Here is a 20,968-nt window from a genome sequence, read left to right as displayed (position 1 = left end):
TCCCTGATTTACCGAGTGTATTCAAATGATCTGTCAGAACCAGTCTTTCTGCTCTGTAACCTTTCCGTCGGACAGATACTCCCGTGGAATCCGTTTTCCCAGACAGCAGACGAACTCATAGTTGAAACGTCCGGACAGTGCCGAGAGTTCATCCACGGTGATCTCCTCTTCTCCGTCCTTTCCCACGAGAGTCACCGGATCCATGAACTGTACGCCCGGGATATCCGTCACATCCACCATGAACTGATCCATGCAGACTCTTCCGAGAATCTTCGCCCTCTGCCCGCGGATAAGGACAGCGCCTCTGTTTGACAGTGATCTGGGATATCCGTCTCCGTACCCCACCGGTATCGTGGCGACGCGCATCTTTTTCGGAGCCACAAAGGTACCGCCGTAGCTGATCGACGTGCCCGGTTCCACATCCTTCACAAAAGTAACATGGCTGACAAGGGAGAGCGCCGGCTTTAAGTCCACCGCCTCTTTGTTCACCTCATCGGAGGGATACATGCCGTACATGGAGATTCCCGCGCGGGCAAGATCATGCTTCATATCCGGAAAATCGATAATTCCCGCACTGTTATCGCAGTCAAAGTAGCGGATCGGGACACCTCTCGCCTCCGTCAGGTCTTTCATCCGGAGGAATTTCCGGTGCTGTTCCAGCGTATAGGTCTTATCCGCCTCATCCGCCTTGGAGAAATGGGTAAACATTCCTTCCGTCTCCACACCGGGCAGCCGACTGATCCGGGCAATGGCATCTGCGCTCTCCTCCGTTACAGGAAATCCGATCCGCCCCATGCCCGTGTCGATCTTAATGTGCAGATATGCCGTTTTTCCAAGCCTGACGGCAGCTTCCGACATGCCCCGCGCCATATCTTCCGTGTATACAGCCGCCCGGATACCGTGTTCCGCCATGGCTTCATACTGGTCCGGGAACACGCATCCCAGGACAAGAACCGGCTTGCGGATTCCACTGTTCCGGAGCATAACACCCTCCTCCAGGCAGGCAACCGCATATCCCCATACGTAAGGGACATTCTCAAACATCCGCGCAATGGGAACGGCTCCGTGACCGTACCCGTCAGTCTTTACAACGGCGATGAATTTCGCATTCTCTCCGATCCTGTTTTTCATCTGCTCCATGTTATATGCAATGGCGTCCAGATCAACTCTGGCACATACCCTGTTATACTGTTTCATCTTTCTGTCTGCTCCTTTGATTTTTTCATACACCTCTGAATCCCCGCGATCAGATCCCGGGCAAGCACGCTGTAACTCCCCTTTACATCCCGTGCCTCATCCCCGCCGCAGGCGTGGAGAAACACTCCTGCACACGCAGCCAGGAACGGCTCTGTTCCCTGGGCCAGAAGTCCGGTGATCACGCCCGCCAGGACATCCCCGGAACCGGCTTTCGCCATGGCGGAATTTCCCGCCAGATTGACAAACGGCTGTCTTCCTTTCTCCAGGACCACTGTTCTGCTGTCTTTGAGGACGCAGACAGTCTGGCAGCGCTCCGCAAGTTCCGCCGCGCATCCGATCCGGTCTTCCGCAATCTCCCCCACCGTATGTCCGGTGAGCCGGGACATCTCCATCATATGAGGCGTGAGAATAACAGGCACGCAGGCCCGGTCCAGAAGCTCTTTTCTCCTGCTCAGGAGATTCAGGCCGTCCGCATCGATCACACAGGGAACCTTTGCCGTCTCAAGCGTATGTTCCAGAAGTTTCCCGGATAATCCGCTCTGTCCCAGACCGCATCCGATACAGACCACATCCGCCCACGCAAGAAGCCTGTCAAGCTGCTCCTCATCATAAGTGCCGTAACAGGAAATGATCGCTTCCGGCAGGAGCTGCTGCAGGATCACCCTGTTTTCTTCCGCCGTATAGATCTGCACAAGTCCCGCCCCTGCCGTGTATGCCGCCGCGGCGGAGAGATATGCCGCTCCCGCCATACCCGCGCACCCGGTAATCATGAGTACTTTGCCGTAGGTGCCCTTGTGGGAATCCGCCCTGCGCACCGGAAGAAGCCCTGCCAGATCCGCCCGGTCATAAGTAAAGCAGACCTCCGGACTCTTCCGGAAATATTCCGGATCTATCCCGATGGGAACCGCCACCGTCCTGCCGGAGTACTCCTCTCCCGGATAAAGTACGCTTCCCAGCTTGACACACGCCATCGCCACGGTCAGTTCCGCCCGGAAGGCAGTCCCCAGCACCTGTCCGGTCCGGGAACAGATCCCGGAAGCAATGTCCACCGCCACCTTCCGTCCGCTGCTCTCATTCATCCGGCGGATAATCTCAAGATAGTTCCCTGTAATCTCCCGGCTCAGGCCCACACCGAACACGGCATCTATTACAACAGTATATTCCTTCCCGGGATAACTGGTGAATACCGGAATTCCCTGTCTCTGCGCTATCTGTTTCTGAAGCCGGCACTCTTCGCTCAAAGAACTCTCCTTTCCTGCAAAGAGGACTTCCGCCTCATGCCCTTTTTCCCGGAGTAGCCGGGCTATGGCGAAACCGTCTCCTCCGTTATTTCCGCTTCCGCAGACAACAAGAGCTCTCGAAGTGTCGATTCCGTACTCTTCCATAACCTTCACAGTCTGAAGGGCAGCCCGCTCCATAAGCACCAGGGAGGGGATTCCCACTTCATGAATGGTATGGCTGTCTGCATTTTTCATCTGGTTTCCATCCGGCAGATATCTCATCTTAATCTCTTCCTTTCCCGGAAGCAGCCCTGTCGCGAAACAGTTTTGCCTCTCAAAACCATACCCCGCAGCATGCTGCGGGGTTCCACCTGTGTACACATGTATGTACTTCTCTTTTTATTTATTCTTCTTTCCTTCTTCGCGCTGACTGATATTGTAGGAGAGCTGCATCAGGCTGTCCGAAAGATGGACACTCTCTACAATCACATCTTTGGGAAGATTCAGATCCGTGTGGGCAAAATTCCAGATTGCCCGGATCCCGTTGGCAATCAGAATATCGCACACCTCCACTGCCTTTGACTTCGGGATCGTCAGCGCCGCAATCTCAATCTCGTTGTTCTGAAGGAAATCAACCAGTTCGTCCATCATCCGCACCGGAATGCCGCGGATCGTCACACCCTCCAGCCGGGGATTCACGTCAAACAGGCTCTTCAGGACAAAACCGCTCCGTTCAAAAGATGCGTAATTGGCAAGGGCCTGGCCGAGATTTCCCGCGCCGATAATGATAAAGTTGTGGGTTTTGTTAAGCCCGAGGATCTTTCCGATCTCTGTGTAGAGATACTTCACATTATATCCGTATCCCTGCTGTCCAAAGCCTCCGAAATTATTCAGATCCTGTCTGATCTGAGATGCGGTTACGTGCATCTTCTTGCTCAGATCGTTGGAAGATATCCTCTCAACCCCGCTCTCCAAAAGATCCCCCAGATACCTGTAATATCTTGGCAGTCTTGCAATTACAGCACGTGATATTTTCCTGTGTTCCAAAACTCATCGTCCTCCGTTTCCAGTCTATTACCTATTATATAAAATAGTTAATATTCTGTCAAACTTTATTGTATTTTCCTGGTTTTTCGTTATAATAGTAATTACTGTCCACCCGCCCGGAACGAACAGCGGCGGATAGGATCACACAGAAATATGAATTCGATAAATACGGAGGATACACATGATTCTTGCATGTCACAATATAGAAAAATCGTTCGGGGAGCACGTCATTGTAAAAAACGGCTCATTTCATATAGAGGAACGCGAAAAGGCCGCTCTTGTAGGGATCAATGGCGCCGGGAAGTCCACGATCCTGAAAATGATCATCGGCGAGGAACCTCTGGACGGAGGAAGCGTCGTGCTGGCAAAAGGGAAGACTCTCGGATACCTGGCACAGCACCAGGCCTTAAGTCCGGGAAACACGATTTACGAAGAGATCCGGACCGCCCGCGCCGATATTTTTGAGATGGAACGACAGATCCGCTCCATTGAAATCGAACTCAAAGAACTGTCCGGCGATGCTCTTGTCTCCAGGCTGGAGACATACAACCGGCTCCAGTCCGAGTACGAGGCGCGCAACGGTTATGCCTGCGAAAGTGAAATCGTCGGTGTGCTTAAAGGTCTCGGCTTCTCGGAGGAGGACTTCTCCAAGATGACCGACACCCTGTCCGGCGGACAGAAGACCCGTGTTTCTCTGGGAAAACTTCTGCTCACCAACCCGGATATTCTGCTTCTGGACGAGCCCACCAACCACCTGGACCTGAATTCCATTGCCTGGCTTGAGACTTATCTGCTCAACTACCCGGGAGCTGTTTTCATCGTCTCCCACGACCGGTACTTCCTGAACCGCGTCGTCACCAAGGTGGTGGAGATCGAGCACGGTGAGATCCGGATGTATATGGGAAACTATAAGGCCTATTCAGAGAAAAAACAGCAGATCCGCGACGCGCAGCTCAAAGAATACATAAACCAGCAGCGCGAGATCCGGCACCAGCAGGCGGTCATTGAGAAACTTCGCTCCTTCAACCGGGAGAAATCCATCCGTCGTGCAGAGAGCCGGGAAAAGATGCTGGACAAGATCACACCCGTGGAGAAACCTGCAGAGGTTGCCACGGAAATGCACTTTACTCTGGAGCCCTCCTGCATCAGCGGAAATGATGTGCTCTCCGTAAAAGGACTGTCCAAACAGTTTGACAGCCAGGTGCTTTTTCAGGATATCAGTTTTGAGATCAAACGCGGAGAGCATGTTGCCATTATCGGAGACAACGGCACCGGCAAGACAACCCTGCTCAAAATTCTCAATCAGATCACTCCCGCCGACGCCGGCGAGTTTACACTGGGAGCGAAAGTGCAGATCGGTTACTATGATCAGGAACATCATGTGCTCCACGATGACAAGACGATCTTCGACGAGATCTCCGACGACTACCCGTCTCTGACGAACACGCAGATCCGCAACACACTGGCAGCTTTTCAGTTTACGGGAGACGACGTATTCAAAGAGATCCGCGCCTTAAGCGGCGGGGAGAAAGGACGGGTATCCCTGGCGAAGCTCATGCTCTCCGAGGCAAATTTCCTGATTCTCGACGAGCCCACCAACCATCTGGACATCAATTCCAAGGAGATCCTGGAGGAAGCGCTGAACAATTACAGCGGCACCGTCCTCTATGTCTCCCATGACCGGTATTTCATCAACCAGACTGCCACCCGCATCCTGGAACTGGTCAACCAGACATTTGTCAACTACATCGGGAACTACGATTACTATCTGGAAAAGAAAGACGAACTTACCCGCGCCTATGCTTCCGCGGGGACAGGGAAATCCGCCCTTTCCGGAAATAGTTCCGGCACAGGCAGGAACGCCGGATCTGCCACATCTGGCTCCGGCTCTGCCGCATCCGCCTCGTCATCCGGCAGTACATCCGCCGCTGCACCGGCAGCATCGGAGTCCAAATTAAGCTGGCAGGAACAGAAGGAACAGCAGGCGAGGGAGAGAAAGCGGAAAAACGATCTGAAAAAGACAGAGGATGAGATCGCCCGTCTGGAAGAACGCAATGCTGAAATCGACCGGGAGCTTACACTGGAGGAAGTATACTCGAATTCCGTAAAGTGCCAGGAACTCTCAACAGAGCGGGCGGAGAATGATGAGCGGCTTGAAGAACTGTATGAAGCCTGGGAGGAACTGGCAGAGGAATAACCGCCGTCAGAGAAATAAAAGAAATGTTTGTCCGCCAAAAGAAAAGATCGGGAATCACAGGCATATTTCCATGTCTCCTGTGATTCCTGATCTTTTTTATCTCTTTTTTATCCTGTTGGTGATTTTATTCCGGCTTTTTCAGCCTTCTCATCATCCGGCACTTACGTCTCTTTCTCTTACAGCCTTTTTGCGATCGCCTTAATGAATCCCTCGCTGTTGAGCACCGTCGGATTCTCGATGGTCGTAATCAGAGCCAGATCTTTTGTCATCTCGCCTGCCTCGATGGTATCGATCGTCGCTTTCTCAAGACGGTCCGCGAACTCCATCAGCTCTTTGTTTCCGTCCAGCTCGCCTCTCTTGCGCAGGGCGCCCGTCCATGCAAAGATCGTTGCCACAGAGTTTGTGGAAGTCTCCTCGCCTTTCAGGTGCTTGTAGTAGTGGCGCTGTACTGTTCCGTGCGCCGCCTCGTACTCATAGTATCCTTCCGGAGATACGAGCACGGAAGTCATCATTGCCAGAGAACCGAACGCAGAGGATACCATGTCGCTCATAACGTCTCCGTCATAGTTCTTGCACGCCCAGATGTATCCGCCCTCGGACTTCATAACACGGGCAACTGCATCGTCGATCAGTGTGTAGAAATACTCGATTCCCGCAGCTTTGAATTTCTCATCGAACTCCTTGTCATAGATCTCCTGGAAGATATCCTTGAATGTATGGTCATATTTCTTGGAGATCGTATCCTTTGTGGCAAACCAGAGATCCTGCTTCGTGTCAAGCGCATAGGAGAAGCAGCTTCTCGCAAAGCTCTCGATGGATTTGTTGAGGTTGTGCATGCCCTGCACGATTCCCGGCCCGTCGAACTCATGAACCAGTTCCTTTGTCTGGGTGCCGTCCTCTGCCGTGTACACAAGCTCTACTTTTCCCGGTCCCGGAATCTTCATCTCTGATCCTTTGTAAACGTCACCGTAGGCATGTCTTGCAATAGTGATCGGCTTCTTCCAGTTCTTTACGCAGGGCTCGATTCCCTTTACCACGATAGGCGCACGGAATACGGTTCCGTCAAGAATGGCACGGATCGTTCCGTTGGGGCTCTTCCACATCTCTTTCAAGTTGTACTCGCTCATACGTGCCGCATTCGGCGTAATCGTAGCGCATTTTACTGCGACTTTATATTTCTTCGTCGCCATTGCGGAATCAATGGTCACCTGGTCGTTCGTCTCGTTTCTGTGCTCCAGACCGAGGTCATAATACTCCGTCTTCAGATCGATATACGGCTCAAGAAGATCTTCCTTGATCATCTTCCAGAGAATCCTTGTCATTTCGTCCCCGTCCATCTCGACAAGGGGAGTTGTCATCTTAATTTTTTCCATTGTCTGTCTCCTCCTGTTTCTTTGTTTTCTTCTGCTCTTTTTCTGATGCTGCCTACTCTGCTTCGTAGCCCTGCTTCTTCAGGTTCTGCATAACGTGCAGAATATGTTCGTTGGCGAGCTGCTCTGCCATCTCCGGATCCCGCTCCCTTATGGCCCTCAGGATCTGCTTGTGCTCCCGGATCGACTTTCTGGCGCGGTCTTCCGAGACAATGGATGACTTTCTGGCAGTCTGCACATAGTTGTGAAAATCAGTGAGCACATGGCTCAAAATCCGGCTTCCGGACGCCTCATAGAGAACAGCGTGGAACCTGCCGTCCAGAGCTGCAACCTGGTCGGTACTGAAGCCGCTCTCCTTCTTCATCTGGAATTCCGAGAGAAGGATTGTCTCGTCCAGCTCATCCAGCTGCTCTTCCGTGATATGATCCACGGCCCAGCGGGCACAGAGCCCCTCAAGCATGGAACGGATCACATAGATATCCCAGATATCCTTGTGGGAAATCCCGGTCACGTAGGCTCCGCGGTTCGGTATGATCGTGACAAGCCCTTCCAATTCAAGCTGACGGAGAGCCTCCCTGACCGGAGTGCGGCTCACGCCAAGCTCTTTCCCGATTGTATTTTCCCGGAGTTCGTCGTTTTCCTTATATTTCCCGCTTAAAATATCGCTGCGGATCTTCTGGAACACACGTCCTCCCAGGGAATGGTCCTGATACTCTTCCATCCTGCCTAATTCCTCCTGGTTACAATGTAATGTGAAGCTCCTGGCACACACTGTTTATTTTGGCAACTAATTCCTCATCCGTCAAGACCGTAACACGTCCGTCTTCATATTCTTTGTCTACCCACTCCTTGACTTTGAGCACCAGAGGGGAACTCTTGTCCACCTGACGCTCCTGAGGCAGTCTGTAATAGGCGTTGATCCAGTAGGCAATGCCTGCGGTTCCCGATGTGTTTGAGACTGACACGAGGGCAGGACGGTTCAGGAATTTTTCCGTGTCGAAGATGTTGTAGATCTCCTCGTTTTTCAACATTCCGTCCGCGTGGATTCCGGCTCTTGTGACATTGAAATTCTTCCCTACAAAAGGTGTCCTCTCCGGAATGTGGTAGCCCAGCTCCTTCTCGTAATATTCCGCCAGTTCGGTAATCACTGTAGTGTCCATTCCGTCCAGCGTGCCCCTGAGCTGTGCATATTCAAACACCATTGCCTCCAGAGGCGTATTTCCCGTCCGCTCCCCGATGCCGAACAGAGAACAGTTTACGCCGCAGGCTCCGTAAAGCCATGCGGAAGTCGAGTTCGTTACAGCCTTATAGAAATCGTTGTGTCCGTGGAACTCAAGGAGTTCGCTCTTTACGCCCGCATGGGTCATGAGACCATAGATAATGCCGGGGATGGAACGCGGAATCACCGCGCCCGGGAAATTGACGCCGTATCCCATGGTATCGCAGACACGGATCTTGATGGGAATCTGATATTCATCCATCAGTTTCATCAGTTCCACACAGAACGGAATAACAAAACCGTAAATATCTGATCTCGTAATATCCTCAAAGTGGCAGCGCGGTCTGACCCCTGTCTCCAGACACTCGCGGATTACGGAAAGATAATGCTCCAGCGCCTGCTTTCTCGTCATTTTCAGTTTATAAAAGATATGATAATCGGAACAGCTCACCAGGATTCCTGTCTCCTTCAGGCCGATCTCCTTTACCAGCTCAAAGTCTTTCTTACTTGCCCGGATCCAGCTTGTCACTTCCGGGAATTCGTAGCCTTTCTCCAGACACTGAAAAACAGCATCCCTGTCTTTCTTGCTGTAGAGGAAGAACTCGCTCTGACGGATCTTTCCCTGAGGACCGCCAAGACGGTGAAGGTAATCATAGATCGTGACGATCTGCTCCGTCGTGTAGGGCGCTCTGGACTGCTGTCCGTCCCGGAACGTGGTATCTGTAATCCAGATCTCATCCGGCATATTGTGCGGCACAATCCTGTCATTGAAAGCAATCTTCGGGATCTCATCATAGTGGAAAAGGTTCCGGAACACATTGGGGGTATCCACATCGACCAACGGATACATGTGCTCTTCCAGTTCCAGAAGATTGGTGTGTTTATTTAAAAATACTTTTCTGTCCTGCATGGCGCAGCCACCTCCTGATTGTTTGCTCTCCGCCGGGACCGGTCCGGCTTACCCTGCCCTCTGCAAATCCTTCCCCTGCGGTTTGTATAATTGTATACAATTATACACTTTTTGTCAACCCGGAATCTGCAAAAAGAGCCGGGATCTGTCCGGTTATAAAAAGCCGGAAACAGAAAAAGCCATATCCGGGAACAGAGAGGATAATTGTCACCTTTCCTCCCCGGATATGGCTCTGATCTCATTATCAGAGAATTCTGACTTTCAGAACGCCGTCTACGCCTTCCAACTTCTCTTTCAGATCAGCCGGAACCTCCGCATCGACGTCAATCATTGTATAGGCATACTCCTTACGGCTCTTGTTTGTCATAAGGGAGATGTTGATTCCTTTGTCAGCAAGGATTGTTGTGAACTGTCCGAGCATGTTCGGAATATTCTTGTGAAGGATCGTAATACGCGGTCCCTCTCCTTTCGGTCCCATATCGCAGTCCGGGAAGTTCACGGAATGTGTGATATTTCCGTTCTCCAGGAAATCACGGATCTCCTCCGCCGCCATCTTCGCGCAGTTGTCCTCGGACTCTTCCGTGGAAGCGCCCAGATGCGGGATAACGATTGCGCCCTTCACGCCGACGATCTCCTTGGTCGGGAAGTCCGTTACATAGCAGTGTACCTTTCCTGACACGAGTGCGTCCACGATATCCTCCTGGTTCACGAGGGCATCTCTTGACAGGTTCAGGATCACAACGCCCTGTTTCATCAGGCTGATGGCATTCTTATCGATCATTCCCTTTGTATCCTCTGTTGCCGGAACATGAATGGTGATGTAATCACATTCTTTGTACAGTTCGTCAACCGTTTTCGCATGGTGGATATTTCTGGACAGTCTCCATGCGGAATCGACAGATACATAGGGATCGTATCCGTACACTTCCATTCCCAGATGAGTCGCTGCATTTGCCACCAGAACACCGATGGCTCCAAGTCCGATGACGCCCAGCTTCTTGCCGCTGATCTCGGTTCCTGCAAATGCTTTCTTCTTCTTCTCCGTGATCTTGGCGATATCGCCGTCTTCCTCATACTCCTGCACCCAGTTGATGCCGCCGATAATATCGCGGGCTGCCAGAAGCATTCCGGCGATCACGAGCTCTTTTACACCGTTGGCGTTGGCTCCCGGTGTGTTAAATACAACGATTCCCTGCTCCGCACATCTGTCAAGCGGGATATTGTTTACGCCTGCGCCTGCGCGGGCAATAGCTTTCAGACCCGGTGCAAACTCCATCTCATGCATCTTGGCGCTGCGCACCAGGATGACGTCCGCGTCCTCTGCCTGGTCTGTGTTCACATAATTCTCGTCTAACTGGCCCAGTCCCACCGGTGAGATCGGGTTCAGGCAATGATATTTAAACATATTACAGATTCTCCTCTTCGAATTTTTTCATGAAATCAACAAGTGCAACAACGCCCTCATACGGCATCGCATTGTAAATACTTGCGCGCATTCCGCCTACGGTACGGTGTCCTTTCAGGTTCTCAAGACCTGCCTCTTTTGCTTCTTTGACGAATTTCGCGTCAAGATCCGCGTCTCCTGTCACGAACGGAACGTTCATGAGAGAACGGTCTTTCTTCTCTACCGTGCCTTTGAACAGTTTGCTCTGGTCAAGGAAATCGTAGAGCACTTTGGCCTTCTTCTCATTTCTCTCTTTCATGACAGAAAGTCCGCCCATGTCCTTGAGCCACTTAAATACTTTTCCGCAGATGTAGATTCCATATGCCGGAGGAGTATTGTACAGAGATTTTGCATCCGCATGTGTCTTATATGTAAGCATGGTCGGTGTTCCCGGGAGCACATCCTCTGTGATCAGATCTTCACGGATAATTACGATAACCACGCCTGCCGGTCCGATATTCTTCTGGACACCTCCGTAGATCAGTCCGTATTTGGTCACATCAACCGGCTCCGAGAGGAAGCAGGATGAAACGTCCGCCACAAGTGTCTTTCCTTTTGTGTTGGGAAGTTCTTTAAACTTTGTTCCATAAATCGTGTTGTTCTCGCAGATATATACATAGTCTGCGTCCTCGGAGATCGGAAGGTCTGAGCAGTCCGGAATATAGGAGAACGTCTTATCCTCGGATGAGGCAACCCGGTTCACCTTTCCGTATTTCTCTGCTTCTTTCGCCGCTTTCTTCGCCCACTGTCCTGTGATAATATAGTCTGCAACTCTGTTTTTCATCAGGTTCATGGGAATCATTGCAAACTGCTGGGAAGCGCCGCCCTGAAGGAACAGCACCTTGTAGTTGTCCGGGATGTTCATCAGATCACGGAGATCCTGCTCCGCTGTGGTGATAATCTCCTCAAACGCCTTGGAGCGATGGCTCATCTCCATCACGGACATGCCGGTTCCATTGTAATCCAGCATCTCTGCCGCCGCCTCTTTCAGCACTTCTTCCGGCAGGACTGCAGGTCCTGCTGAAAAATTGTAAACTCTGCTCATTTTCATTACCTCCTGAATCTCATTTATTCATACGGCAAACTTACTCTGCCATATCTTCCTCATCAAATGCCTGGCTGATCGCGTCTCCCGGCGCCACCATCGGCCATACCTTGTCATCGCTGCCGATCTGACAGTCAATGACCACCGGACGGTTCAGTGTCAGCGCTTTTGCAAACGCTTCCTTAAACTCATCTTGTGTCTCCACATGGATGCCTTCCGCTCCCATCGCCTCCGCAAGCTTTGCAAAATCAACGGCATCGCGCAGAACCGTAGCGGAATATCTCTCATCATAGAAGAGATCCTGCCACTGGCGGACCATACCGAGCACATGGTTGTTCACAACCACCTCGATAACCGGAATGTTGTGTCTGACCGCAGTCGCAATCTCATTCATATTCATGCGGAAACAGCCGTCTCCTGCTATATTGACAACCGTCTTCTCCGGACGTCCCGTCTTTGCTCCGAGAGCAGCTCCCAGGCCGTACCCCATGGTTCCGAGGCCGCCGGAAGTCAACAGTGTGTGGGGCTTTGTGAATTTATAGTACTGCGCCGCCCACATCTGATGCTGTCCTACCTCGGTGACAATCAGGGCGTCCCCGTTCGTCTGTCTGTAGATCTCCTCTACAATGAAAGGACCTGTCAGAACATCATGGTGGTATTTCAACGGATATTTCACCTTGTACTCTTCCACCTTGTCAAGCCACTCTTTATGCTCCTGCTGCGGAAGCTTTGCATTAAGTTTCTTTAAAACGGTTTTGATATCGCCCTCGATGCCCAGATCAATAATCACATTCTTGTTCATCTCGGCGGGATCGATATCGATCTGCAGGATCTTTGCGTTCCGTGCGAATTTCTCTGTGTTTCCGGTCACACGGTCACTGAATCTTGCGCCTACAACGACGAGCAGATCACACTCGCTGACTCCAAAGTTGGAAGCTTTTGTACCGTGCATGCCGAGCATGCCCGTGTATCTGGGATCTGTTCCCGGGAATGCGCCCTTTCCCATAAGGGAATCCGTCACAGGCGCGTCCATCCGGTTTACGAACTCCATAAGCTCCTCACTTGCCCCGGAAAGTACTGCGCCGCCCCCCACAAAGATAAAGGGTTTCTCTGCCTTTTCGATCATGGACACAGCCGCGTCAAGCTTCTCTTCATCAATATGGGATTCGTCTGGGAAATATTCCTCAATTTCCTGGCGTACATACTCGGTAACATTTGATGTGACATCTTTCGGAATATCCACAAGGACCGGCCCCGGTCGTCCGGAGCGGGCGATCCGGAATGCCCTGCGGATCGTATCTGCAAGATTCGTTACATCCTTAACAATGAAATTGTGTTTTGTAATCGGCATTGTGATCCCGGCGATGTCAATCTCCTGGAAGCTGTCCTTTCCCAGAAGGGAGACTCCCACATTGCAGGTGATCGCCACGATCGGGATCGAATCCATATAGGCTGTGGCGATTCCGGTTACGAGATTGGTCGCTCCAGGGCCGCTTGTAGCCAGACAGACACCCACCTTTCCTGTTGCTCTGGCATATCCGTCAGCCGCGTGGGACGCTCCCTGTTCGTGGGAGGTCAGGATATGACGGATCTCGTCTCTGTGGGCATAGAGCGCATCATATACGTTGAGGATTGCGCCGCCCGGATATCCGAAAACAGTGTCCACGCCCTGTTCCTTCAGACATTCGATTACTATTTCTGCTCCATTTAACTGCATGGTGCATTTCCTCCATCTCTCTTTAGTTCTGTTTCGGCACTTCCAGGATCGCGCCCCGGTTTCCGGATGTCACCATGGCGGCGTATCTCGCCAGATATCCGGTTGTCACCTTCGGCTCTCTCGGCTGCCATTTTGCTCTTCTTGCTGCCATCTCTTCGTCGGAAATGTCCAGTTCAAGCTTCAGCTCCGGTATATTGATCTTGATGATATCTCCTTCTTCCACAAGGGCGATGGGACCGCCCACTGCCGCTTCCGGAGAAACGTGTCCGATGGAAGCCCCTCTGGAAGCTCCGCTGAACCGTCCGTCTGTGATCAGGGCGACGCTGGAACCCAGGCCATAGCCTGCAATCGCGGATGTGGGGTTGAGCATCTCTCTCATACCCGGTCCGCCTTTCGGTCCCTCATAGCGGATCACGATGACATCACCCGGATTGATTTTACCGCTCTTGATAGCTGCTGTTGCCTCTTCATCGCTCTCGAAGATCCTTGCCGGACCTTCGTGTACAAGCATCTCGTCGCAGACAGCGGAACGTTTTACCACGCTGCCGTCCGGAGCCAGATTCCCCTTCAGGACAGCAAGACCGCCTGTCTCGGAGTATGGATGGTCGATGGGACGGATAACTTCGGGATTCTTGTTCTCGCACCCGGCGATGTTCTCTCCGATGGTCTTTCCGGTCACGGTCATGCAGTCCGTGTGGATCAGTCCCTTTTTATTCAGTTCATTCATCACCGCGTAAACACCGCCCGCCTCATTGAGGTCCTCAATGTAGGTGTGTCCTGCCGGTGCAAGGTGGCAGAGGTTAGGTGTCTTCTCGCTGATCGTATTGGCGAAATCGATCTCAAAATCCATGCCGATCTCATGGGCGATAGCCGGAAGATGCAGCATGCTGTTGGTGGAACATCCCAGAGCCATATCAACCGTAAGGGCATTGAGGATAGCGTCCTCCGTCATGATATCCCGGGGACGGATGTTTTTGCGCACCAGTTCCATCACCTGCATTCCCGCATGTTTTGCGAGCTGGATTCTTGCGGAGTAGACAGCCGGGATGGTTCCGTTTCCGCGAAGTCCCATGCCCAGCGCCTCGGTCAGACAGTTCATACTGTTTGCCGTGTACATTCCGGAACAGGATCCGCAGGTCGGGCATGCTTTGTTTTCAAATTCACAGAGTTCTTCGTCGCTGATCTTTCCTGCAGCATGGGCTCCTACCGCCTCAAACATACTGGAGAGGCTGGTCTTCTCACCTTTCACATGGCCGGCAAGCATGGGACCGCCGCTGACAAATACTGTAGGGATATTGACGCGGGCCGCAGCCATCAGAAGTCCCGGCACATTCTTGTCGCAGTTGGGGATCATGACAAGTCCGTCGAACTGATGAGCCATGGCAAGCGCCTCTGTGGAATCCGCAATCAGATCTCTCGTCACAAGCGAGTATTTCATTCCGATATGCCCCATGGCGATTCCGTCGCACACCGCGATAGCGGGAACCATAATCGGGGTTCCACCTGCCATTGCAACTCCGAGTTTTACTGCTTCTGCAATTTTATCCAGATTCATATGTCCCGGCACGATCTCGCTGTAGGAGCTGACCACGCCGATCAGGGGACGTGAAAGTTCTTCCTCGGTAAGTCCGAGCGCATTAAAAAGAGAACGGTGGGGTGCCTGCTGTACGCCTTTTGTAACTGTATCACTTCTCATGGTAATTCCTCATTTCTATTTTGATTTTTTATTGTCTGCTGATATAGGAACAGATCCGGTCGCCCATCTCTTTCGTGCCGATCTGCTTCATTCCTTCGGACATGATGTCGATCGTCCGGTATCCGTCTCTGAGGACGCTCTCAACCGCGCGTTCAATCGCCGAAGCCTCCTCGTCCAGATCAAAGGAGAACCGCAGCATCATGGCAGCGGACAGGATCGTGGCGATCGGATTGGCAATGCCTTTTCCTGCAATATCCGGTGCGGAGCCGCCGCTTGGTTCATAGAGACCGAACTTCGTCTCATTCAGGCTTGCGGATGCCAGCATACCGATGGAGCCCGTCACCATGCTCGCCTCATCAGAAAGGATATCTCCGAACATGTTCTCTGTCAGAATCACATCGAACTGCGCCGGATCTTTCACCAGCTGCATTGCACAGTTGTCAACCAGCATATGTTCCAGCTCGACTTCCGGATAATCCTGCGCCACTTCCTCCACGACTTTTCTCCAGAGCCGGGAAGAATCCAGGACGTTGGCCTTGTCCACGCTTGTCACTTTTTTCCTGCGCTTCATGGCGATGTCGAAGGCCCGCTTTGCGATTCTGCGGATCTCATTCTCATTGTATGTAAGCTCATCCCGGGCAGTCATGACGCCGTCCACCGGTTCCGTACTGCGCTTTCCGAAATAAAGCCCGCCGGTCAGCTCCCGCATAATCATCAGGTCGAATCCCTGGTCCGCGATCTCTTTCTTCAGCGGGCAGGCGTCTTTGAGCTCCTCATAGAGCACTGCCGGACGCAGGTTTGCAAAAAGATTCAGTCCCTTGCGCAGCTGCAGAAGCCCTGCCTCGGGTCTTTTTGACGGTTCCAGTTTATACCAGGGAGAAGTCTTCGCGTCTCCGCCGATGGATCCCATCAGGACAGCGTCGCTTTTCTTCGCCTGCCCCAGTGTCTCATCCGTCAGCGGAACTCCGTTCACATCGATGGATGCGCCTCCCATAAGAAGCTGTGTATAGGAGATGGAATGTCCGTATGCTTCTGCTGTCCTGTCCAGAACTTTCATCGCTTCATCCACAATCTCCGGACCGATCCCGTCCCCCTTGATAACTCCGATTTTCATGTCCATTACAAATCATCCTTCCAAATTCAGAAATACTATTGTCTATCATACCTCATTTCGCTGTTTGTTTCAAGTATTCCCGTCAAAAAAATAGAGGGCGCTCTAAAATGTATATTTTAAAAAACGGAGGACATAATCTGTCCTCCGTCTGCGCATTTACTCTGCGTTCGGTTTTTCAATCTGAGCGATCGCTGATTTCTGCATCGGGATACGGCAGTTCTTATTGTTGCCGAATTCCACAATCACATCATCGTCGGTAATATCAATGATCACACCGTAAAATCCGCTTGTCGTCAGGGCTGTGTCGCCTACTTCCATCGTGGAAAGCATGGCCTGAACCCTCTTCTGCTCCTTTTTCTGGGGACGCATAAGCAGGAACCACATTCCTCCGATCACAACGACATAAAGTACGATAATGCCAACTAAATCCATTATAATTTCCTCCTAACTGCTAAAGTTACCGCAATAAAATAACTATACACAAAAATGGCAGAATCTTCAAGAGTATTTTGGAAAATATTATGGACAGATGTTATTTCTGCATCATCCCTTCCAGTTTTTTCTTCTTATATTCCTGAAACTGTCCCGCGTCAATGGCATCCCGGATCTCCTCCATCATGGTGTTGTAGAAATAGAGGTTGTGCAGGACGCAAAGCCGCATGCCGAGCATCTCCTTTGCTTTCAGGAGATGACGGATATAGGCGCGGCTATAGCTTCTGCAGGCCGGACATCCGCATCCTTCCTCGATGGGCCGGTCATCCAGTTCATATTTTGCATTGAAAAGATTCATCTTTCCATGGTTTGTATATACATGTCCGTGGCGCCCGTTCCGGCTGGGATACACACAGTCAAAGAAGTCCACGCCCCGCTCCACGCCTTCCAGAATATTGGCAGGTGTACCCACACCCATCAGGTAGGTCGGTTTGTCCTCCGGCAGATATCCCACCACTGCGTCCAGGATCCGGTACATCTCCTCATGGCTCTCGCCCACGGCAAGTCCGCCGATGGCATACCCGTCCAGATTCAGTTCGGAAATCTGCTGTGCATGTTCGATCCGGATATCCTCGTAAACTCCGCCCTGATTGATGCCGAAAAGCATCTGATGGGGATTGATCGTATCCGGCAGCGAGTTCAGTCTTGCCATCTCATCTTTGCACCGTTTCAGCCAGCGTGTCGTGCGCGCCACCGAGTTGGCGATATATTTCTTATCCGCCACACTGGAAGGGCACTCGTCGAACGCCATGGCGATGGTGGACGCCAGATTAGACTGGATCTGCATGCTCTCCTCCGGTCCCATAAAGATCTTTCGCCCGTCAATATGGGAATTAAAGTGTACGCCTTCCTCCTTGATCTTCCTTAAGGAAGCCAGGGAAAACACCTGGAAGCCGCCGGAGTCCGTGAGGATCGGCCTGTCCCAGTTCATAAACCGGTGAAGTCCGCCCAGTTTCTTTACAATTTCATCCCCGGGACGGACATGCAGGTGATAGGTATTGGAAAGTTCCACCTGGGTCCTGATCGTCCTCAGATCATCTGTGGAAACTGCCCCTTTGATGGCGGCTGCCGTCCCCACGTTCATAAACACGGGGGTCTCTATGGTTCCGTGGACCGTGTGAAGGCGCCCCCGCTTCGCCAGTCCGTCCTTTTTCAGTAGTTCATACGTATTTATACTCATATTCTGTCCTTATCATAATATATAATAATCATACGATCATGCCTGATAAGCCTATGCATCAGGCAAAGTAGTACTCAAAGCCGTGCGCTGTATCATCAGTAATGCACAATCGCCGGAGTGTGCATCTCCAGCATATCATAGAGCTGCGCTGCCTTGTCCAGAGGCATGTTGATACAGCCGTGAGAACCATGGTTCTGGTACCAGTCTCCTCCGAATTTTGCCTGCCATGTTGCGTCATGGAAACCGATTCCCGTCCAGGTGATCCGCATCCAGTAGGATACCGGTGTCTCGTACTCCGGTTTTCCTGTAGCGGGATCAATGGAACCGCGAAGCACTTTGTTTCTCATTTTCTCGACCACAGAATAGACTCCCTGCGGCGTCTCTCTGTCCGGCGTGGGCCGTCCTGTAACCACGTCGGTCTCAAGCACAACGGAACCGTTCACAATATACCACATATGCTGGGCGCTCATGTCCACTTCCAGATACGTGTTTCCCCAGTCCTGGGCTCCGCGGGAAGCCGCCGTCTGCTTGTAGGCAGGTTCCCTCTCCACCACTTCCGCGTTCTGGATACTGTTGATCAGATCCTGTGTCTCCTGATCCTCATTCACCGACCAGCCGTATGTACCGCCGGATACCTGGGCGGTCTTCCCGGTGGGCGTGGTGATCGTCCTTGTAGTTCCCACAGTGTCGTAGGTTTTTCCGAACTCACGCATCCATGCGCGGACAGAATCATAGTCCACAGATACCTGCATGTCATCGCTGCATGTCAGCCAGGTGGAGATCAGCGTCTTGTCAACCACCACATCTTTATCCATGGTATAGGTGATACTCGCCTGGCAGTACCGGTTCATGGTATCGCAGGCCTCCTGCACCTCAGCAGAATTCTTTGTATATGTGGGCATAATATAGCAGGACTCATCCATCAGGCGTAGTTCTGTCTTAAATTCCGTAATATACTGTTTTACCTTTTCCGTCAGCACTTCCAGATCCACCGCTGTCCCGTAAGTCTCCGGCTGGATCACGAAAGAGTTCCCGTCATACTTGGGATACGCCGAAGTCGGCTGGGTCTGCTCTTTTGTCACTGCTTTCAGCGACTGGATCTTCTCCGTCAGAGCCGCCTCATCATATCCCACTTCCACCGTCACGTCCGTTGAGGACTGTGAGAAGAGTGCAGAAGGCCACAGAAGCGGATTCTGACTGTCCAGCGCATTCCGGATATCATCATTTTCCACATAAGTCAGGGAAATATCTGCCCCGCTGATCACATCCGTCTCATTGTTCTGTTCCCGTACTGTCAGGGAATATCCGGAAACCTGCTGTTTCAGATAATCTTCCACATCACTGACGGTTTTTCCGGAAAAATCCTGTCCGTTAATCATCGTATTAAAGTAAAAGTGGCTGATAAAAAACGCGGATATACCGAGATAAATTACAAGAAGCCCGCCGACAATGCCGCCTGCTATAATAAACGGCTTCTTTCCCCAGTCTTTCTTCGCCCTGTTTCTGCGTCCCCGGCCTCTGCGGCGTCCGCGGCGCCTTTTCCGGTCTTTCCCGGCAGATTCTTCGCCAGGCGTCCCCTCGTCTGCTGCCCTGCCCTCTGCATCCGCTTCAGGATGTGTTTCTTCCTCTCCGGTATTTTCATCTGTTCTATCTGCTTTATCTGCGGAGACGGAATCTTCTGTCCCTTCTCCAGTCAGTTCTGGTTCTGTCTGTGCGTTAAGCATCTCTTCTTCCGGAGTAAGTGCATCACTGCTGTTCTTTTTTTCGCTGTTCATATTGATGTCCATCTCTCCTTTTCCAGTATCACGCATCATTATAGTACGAAACCGGAAAAATGTACAGAAAAATAAAATTTCTTAAAACATTTTTAAGGATATAAAGCCGCCCGTGCTTGCACGACCGGGTAACTTCATATATAATTATGTCCGTGTGCAGACGGAACCGCCTGTCAGCCGGTCCGTTTTCTGCACTGCCCTTTTCTAAAAAGTATGACTCAGAAAGGAGTATTTTATAATGAGTGGTTCATCATTTGGAAAGTTATTCCGTATTACATCATGGGGAGAATCCCACGGTTTGGCGGTAGGCGTGGTGATCGACGGATGCCCGGCAGGTCTTCCCCTGGAGGCAGAGGATATCCAGCGCTATCTGGACCGCCGCAGACCGGGACAGAGCAAATACACTACCCGGAGAAACGAATCCGATACTGCGGAGATTCTCTCCGGCGTGTTCGAGGGAAAGACAACCGGCACGCCTATCTGTATCGCCGTCTACAACAAAGACCAGCGTTCCAGAGATTACGGAGAGATCGCATATACATTCCGTCCGGGACACGCAGATTATCCATTTAAGGAAAAATACGGTTTCCGGGATTACCGCGGCGGCGGACGTTCCTCCGGACGCGAGACGATAGCGCGTGTTGCGGCGGGCGCTGTGGCCTCCCTTCTTCTGAAGGAACTCGGAATCAAAGTCATGGCTTACGCAAAAGCGATAGGTCCGGTGACAATACCGGAAGAAGAATACAGACTGGACGAGATCAATGAGAACAGTTTCTACATGCCGGGAAATGCCTACGCGGAAAAAGCCGGAGAGTATGTTTCCTCCCTGATGTCGCAGACAGACTCCTGCGGCGGAATTATCGAATGCCGCGCTGACGGGCTTCCCGTCGGGCTTGGAGAGACGGCTTTCGACAAGCTTGACGCCCTGCTCGCCCAGGCGGTCATGTCCATCGGTGCAGTGAAAGGTGTGGAAATCGGTGACGGTTTTGCAGCGGCAGCCTCCACAGGAAGCCGCAATAACGATCCTTTCTATATGAAAGACGGCAAAGTATGCAAGAAGACCAACCACTCGGGAGGAACCCTCGGCGGTATGAGCGACGGCTCTCAGCTGATCCTGCGGGCGGCAGTCAAGCCCACCTCTTCCATTGCGAAGAAACAGCACACCGTTAATGAATCCGGTGAAGACGTGGAGATCTCCATTCACGGACGCCACGACCCGGTGATCGTTCCCCGGGCCGTAGTCGTCGTCGAGTCCATGACCGCCGTCACCCTGGCAGACCTTCTGCTCCAGAATATGGGCGCACGAATGGATCATCTCCGGAAAATCTATCTGCCGTAAGGCTTA

16 protein-coding genes are annotated in these 20,968 nt (G+C 51.9%); 2 read left to right on the top strand and 14 right to left on the bottom strand.

What is annotated here, in order from left to right; all coding sequences use genetic code 11:
• Positions 1 to 33: 33 nt before the first annotated feature.
• From alr to B5F07_RS05015, 3 genes are all read right to left on the bottom strand, one after another.
• The gene (alr, locus tag B5F07_RS05025) at positions 34 to 1,197 is read right to left on the bottom strand and encodes an alanine racemase (RefSeq protein ID WP_087160179.1); all 1,164 of its coding nucleotides are present in this window, start codon (positions 1,195 to 1,197) and stop codon (positions 34 to 36) included.
• Entirely contained in the window at positions 1,194 to 2,699 is a 1,506-nt protein-coding gene (locus B5F07_RS05020; RefSeq protein ID WP_087160209.1) for an NAD(P)H-hydrate dehydratase, read from the bottom strand. The genes alr and B5F07_RS05020 overlap by 4 nt, the downstream gene beginning before the upstream one ends.
• A 117-nt stretch (positions 2,700 to 2,816) precedes the next feature.
• Positions 2,817 to 3,464, bottom strand: coding sequence for a redox-sensing transcriptional repressor Rex (locus tag B5F07_RS05015; RefSeq protein WP_087160178.1), 648 nt, complete (start codon positions 3,462 to 3,464; stop codon positions 2,817 to 2,819).
• Positions 3,465 to 3,645: 181 nt separating this feature from the next.
• Here B5F07_RS05015 and B5F07_RS05010 point away from each other — a divergent pair, with 181 nt between their 5' ends.
• Positions 3,646 to 5,661 carry an ABC-F family ATP-binding cassette domain-containing protein gene (locus B5F07_RS05010; RefSeq protein ID WP_087160177.1) on the top strand — a complete coding sequence of 672 codons (2,016 nt, stop codon included), beginning with the start codon at positions 3,646 to 3,648 and terminating at the stop codon, positions 5,659 to 5,661.
• Between the two features lie 176 nt (positions 5,662 to 5,837).
• Here the strand turns inward: B5F07_RS05010 and B5F07_RS05005 are convergent, their stop codons facing one another.
• The 11 genes from B5F07_RS05005 to B5F07_RS04950 form a co-directional block, all read right to left on the bottom strand.
• A complete protein-coding gene (locus tag B5F07_RS05005; protein WP_087160176.1) occupies positions 5,838 to 7,034 on the bottom strand; it encodes an NADP-dependent isocitrate dehydrogenase in 1,197 nt (398 codons plus the stop codon).
• 52 nt (positions 7,035 to 7,086) lie between these two features.
• Entirely contained in the window at positions 7,087 to 7,752 is a 666-nt protein-coding gene (locus B5F07_RS05000) for a GntR family transcriptional regulator (RefSeq protein WP_087160175.1), read from the bottom strand.
• 19 nt (positions 7,753 to 7,771) lie between these two features.
• Positions 7,772 to 9,160: a 2-isopropylmalate synthase gene (locus B5F07_RS04995; protein ID WP_087160174.1), complete on the bottom strand. Its 1,389-nt coding sequence runs from the start codon at positions 9,158 to 9,160 to the stop codon at positions 7,772 to 7,774.
• Positions 9,161 to 9,404: 244 nt separating this feature from the next.
• Positions 9,405 to 10,565, bottom strand: coding sequence for a phosphoglycerate dehydrogenase (locus B5F07_RS04985; protein WP_087160172.1), 1,161 nt, complete (start codon positions 10,563 to 10,565; stop codon positions 9,405 to 9,407).
• 1 nt (position 10,566) lies between these two features.
• Entirely contained in the window at positions 10,567 to 11,649 is a 1,083-nt protein-coding gene (gene serC, locus B5F07_RS04980) for a 3-phosphoserine/phosphohydroxythreonine transaminase (protein ID WP_087160171.1), read from the bottom strand.
• 40 nt (positions 11,650 to 11,689) lie between these two features.
• Positions 11,690 to 13,366 carry a biosynthetic-type acetolactate synthase large subunit gene (gene ilvB / locus B5F07_RS04975; protein ID WP_087160170.1) on the bottom strand — a complete coding sequence of 559 codons (1,677 nt, stop codon included), beginning with the start codon at positions 13,364 to 13,366 and terminating at the stop codon, positions 11,690 to 11,692.
• 22 nt (positions 13,367 to 13,388) lie between these two features.
• Entirely contained in the window at positions 13,389 to 15,062 is a 1,674-nt protein-coding gene (gene ilvD, locus B5F07_RS04970; protein WP_087160169.1) for a dihydroxy-acid dehydratase, read from the bottom strand.
• Positions 15,063 to 15,090: 28 nt separating this feature from the next.
• Positions 15,091 to 16,182 (bottom strand): 3-isopropylmalate dehydrogenase, encoded by a 1,092-nt coding sequence (gene leuB, locus B5F07_RS04965; protein ID WP_087160168.1) that lies wholly within the window; start codon positions 16,180 to 16,182, stop codon positions 15,091 to 15,093.
• Between the two features lie 150 nt (positions 16,183 to 16,332).
• Positions 16,333 to 16,608: a preprotein translocase subunit YajC gene (gene yajC, locus B5F07_RS04960; RefSeq protein ID WP_087160167.1), complete on the bottom strand. Its 276-nt coding sequence runs from the start codon at positions 16,606 to 16,608 to the stop codon at positions 16,333 to 16,335.
• A 100-nt stretch (positions 16,609 to 16,708) separates the two neighbouring features.
• The gene (gene tgt / locus B5F07_RS04955; RefSeq protein ID WP_087160166.1) at positions 16,709 to 17,848 is read right to left on the bottom strand and encodes a tRNA guanosine(34) transglycosylase Tgt; all 1,140 of its coding nucleotides are present in this window, start codon (positions 17,846 to 17,848) and stop codon (positions 16,709 to 16,711) included.
• 95 nt (positions 17,849 to 17,943) lie between these two features.
• A complete protein-coding gene (locus B5F07_RS04950; RefSeq protein WP_087160208.1) occupies positions 17,944 to 19,623 on the bottom strand; it encodes a L,D-transpeptidase family protein in 1,680 nt (559 codons plus the stop codon).
• A gap of 238 nt (positions 19,624 to 19,861) precedes the next feature.
• On the opposite strand from B5F07_RS04950, the gene aroC reads away from it, so the two are divergent.
• Positions 19,862 to 20,962 carry a chorismate synthase gene (aroC, locus tag B5F07_RS04945; RefSeq protein WP_087160165.1) on the top strand — a complete coding sequence of 367 codons (1,101 nt, stop codon included), beginning with the start codon at positions 19,862 to 19,864 and terminating at the stop codon, positions 20,960 to 20,962.
• Positions 20,963 to 20,968: the final 6 nt, after the last annotated feature.

Origin of the sequence: Lachnoclostridium sp. An169 (assembly GCF_002160525.1) — a bacterium.
GTDB lineage: Bacteria > Bacillota > Clostridia > Lachnospirales > Lachnospiraceae > Mediterraneibacter > Mediterraneibacter cottocaccae.
Note: the sequence above shows the minus strand (reverse complement) of the source record. Positions and strands in the feature narration are given on the sequence as shown.

What these genes read in the sequence shown, in the direction of transcription:
- B5F07_RS04985 (WP_087160172.1), bottom strand. Translation starts at nt 10,565, where the DNA reads ATGTTTAAATATCATTGCCTGAACCCGATCTCACCGGTGGGACTGGGC.
- ilvD (WP_087160169.1), bottom strand. Translation starts at nt 15,062, where the DNA reads ATGAGAAGTGATACAGTTACAAAAGGCGTACAGCAGGCACCCCACCGT.
- B5F07_RS05010 (WP_087160177.1), top strand. Translation starts at nt 3,646, where the DNA reads ATGATTCTTGCATGTCACAATATAGAAAAATCGTTCGGGGAGCACGTC.
- B5F07_RS05020 (WP_087160209.1), bottom strand. Translation starts at nt 2,699, where the DNA reads ATGAGATATCTGCCGGATGGAAACCAGATGAAAAATGCAGACAGCCAT.
- B5F07_RS04950 (WP_087160208.1), bottom strand. Translation starts at nt 19,623, where the DNA reads ATGAACAGCGAAAAAAAGAACAGCAGTGATGCACTTACTCCGGAAGAA.
- B5F07_RS05000 (WP_087160175.1), bottom strand. Translation starts at nt 7,752, where the DNA reads ATGGAAGAGTATCAGGACCATTCCCTGGGAGGACGTGTGTTCCAGAAG.
- B5F07_RS04995 (WP_087160174.1), bottom strand. Translation starts at nt 9,160, where the DNA reads ATGCAGGACAGAAAAGTATTTTTAAATAAACACACCAATCTTCTGGAA.
- B5F07_RS05005 (WP_087160176.1), bottom strand. Translation starts at nt 7,034, where the DNA reads ATGGAAAAAATTAAGATGACAACTCCCCTTGTCGAGATGGACGGGGAC.
- aroC (WP_087160165.1), top strand. Translation starts at nt 19,862, where the DNA reads ATGAGTGGTTCATCATTTGGAAAGTTATTCCGTATTACATCATGGGGA.
- serC (WP_087160171.1), bottom strand. Translation starts at nt 11,649, where the DNA reads ATGAGCAGAGTTTACAATTTTTCAGCAGGACCTGCAGTCCTGCCGGAA.
- leuB (WP_087160168.1), bottom strand. Translation starts at nt 16,182, where the DNA reads ATGGACATGAAAATCGGAGTTATCAAGGGGGACGGGATCGGTCCGGAG.
- yajC (WP_087160167.1), bottom strand. Translation starts at nt 16,608, where the DNA reads ATGGATTTAGTTGGCATTATCGTACTTTATGTCGTTGTGATCGGAGGA.
- alr (WP_087160179.1), bottom strand. Translation starts at nt 1,197, where the DNA reads ATGAAACAGTATAACAGGGTATGTGCCAGAGTTGATCTGGACGCCATT.
- tgt (WP_087160166.1), bottom strand. Translation starts at nt 17,848, where the DNA reads ATGAGTATAAATACGTATGAACTACTGAAAAAGGACGGACTGGCGAAG.
- ilvB (WP_087160170.1), bottom strand. Translation starts at nt 13,366, where the DNA reads ATGCAGTTAAATGGAGCAGAAATAGTAATCGAATGTCTGAAGGAACAG.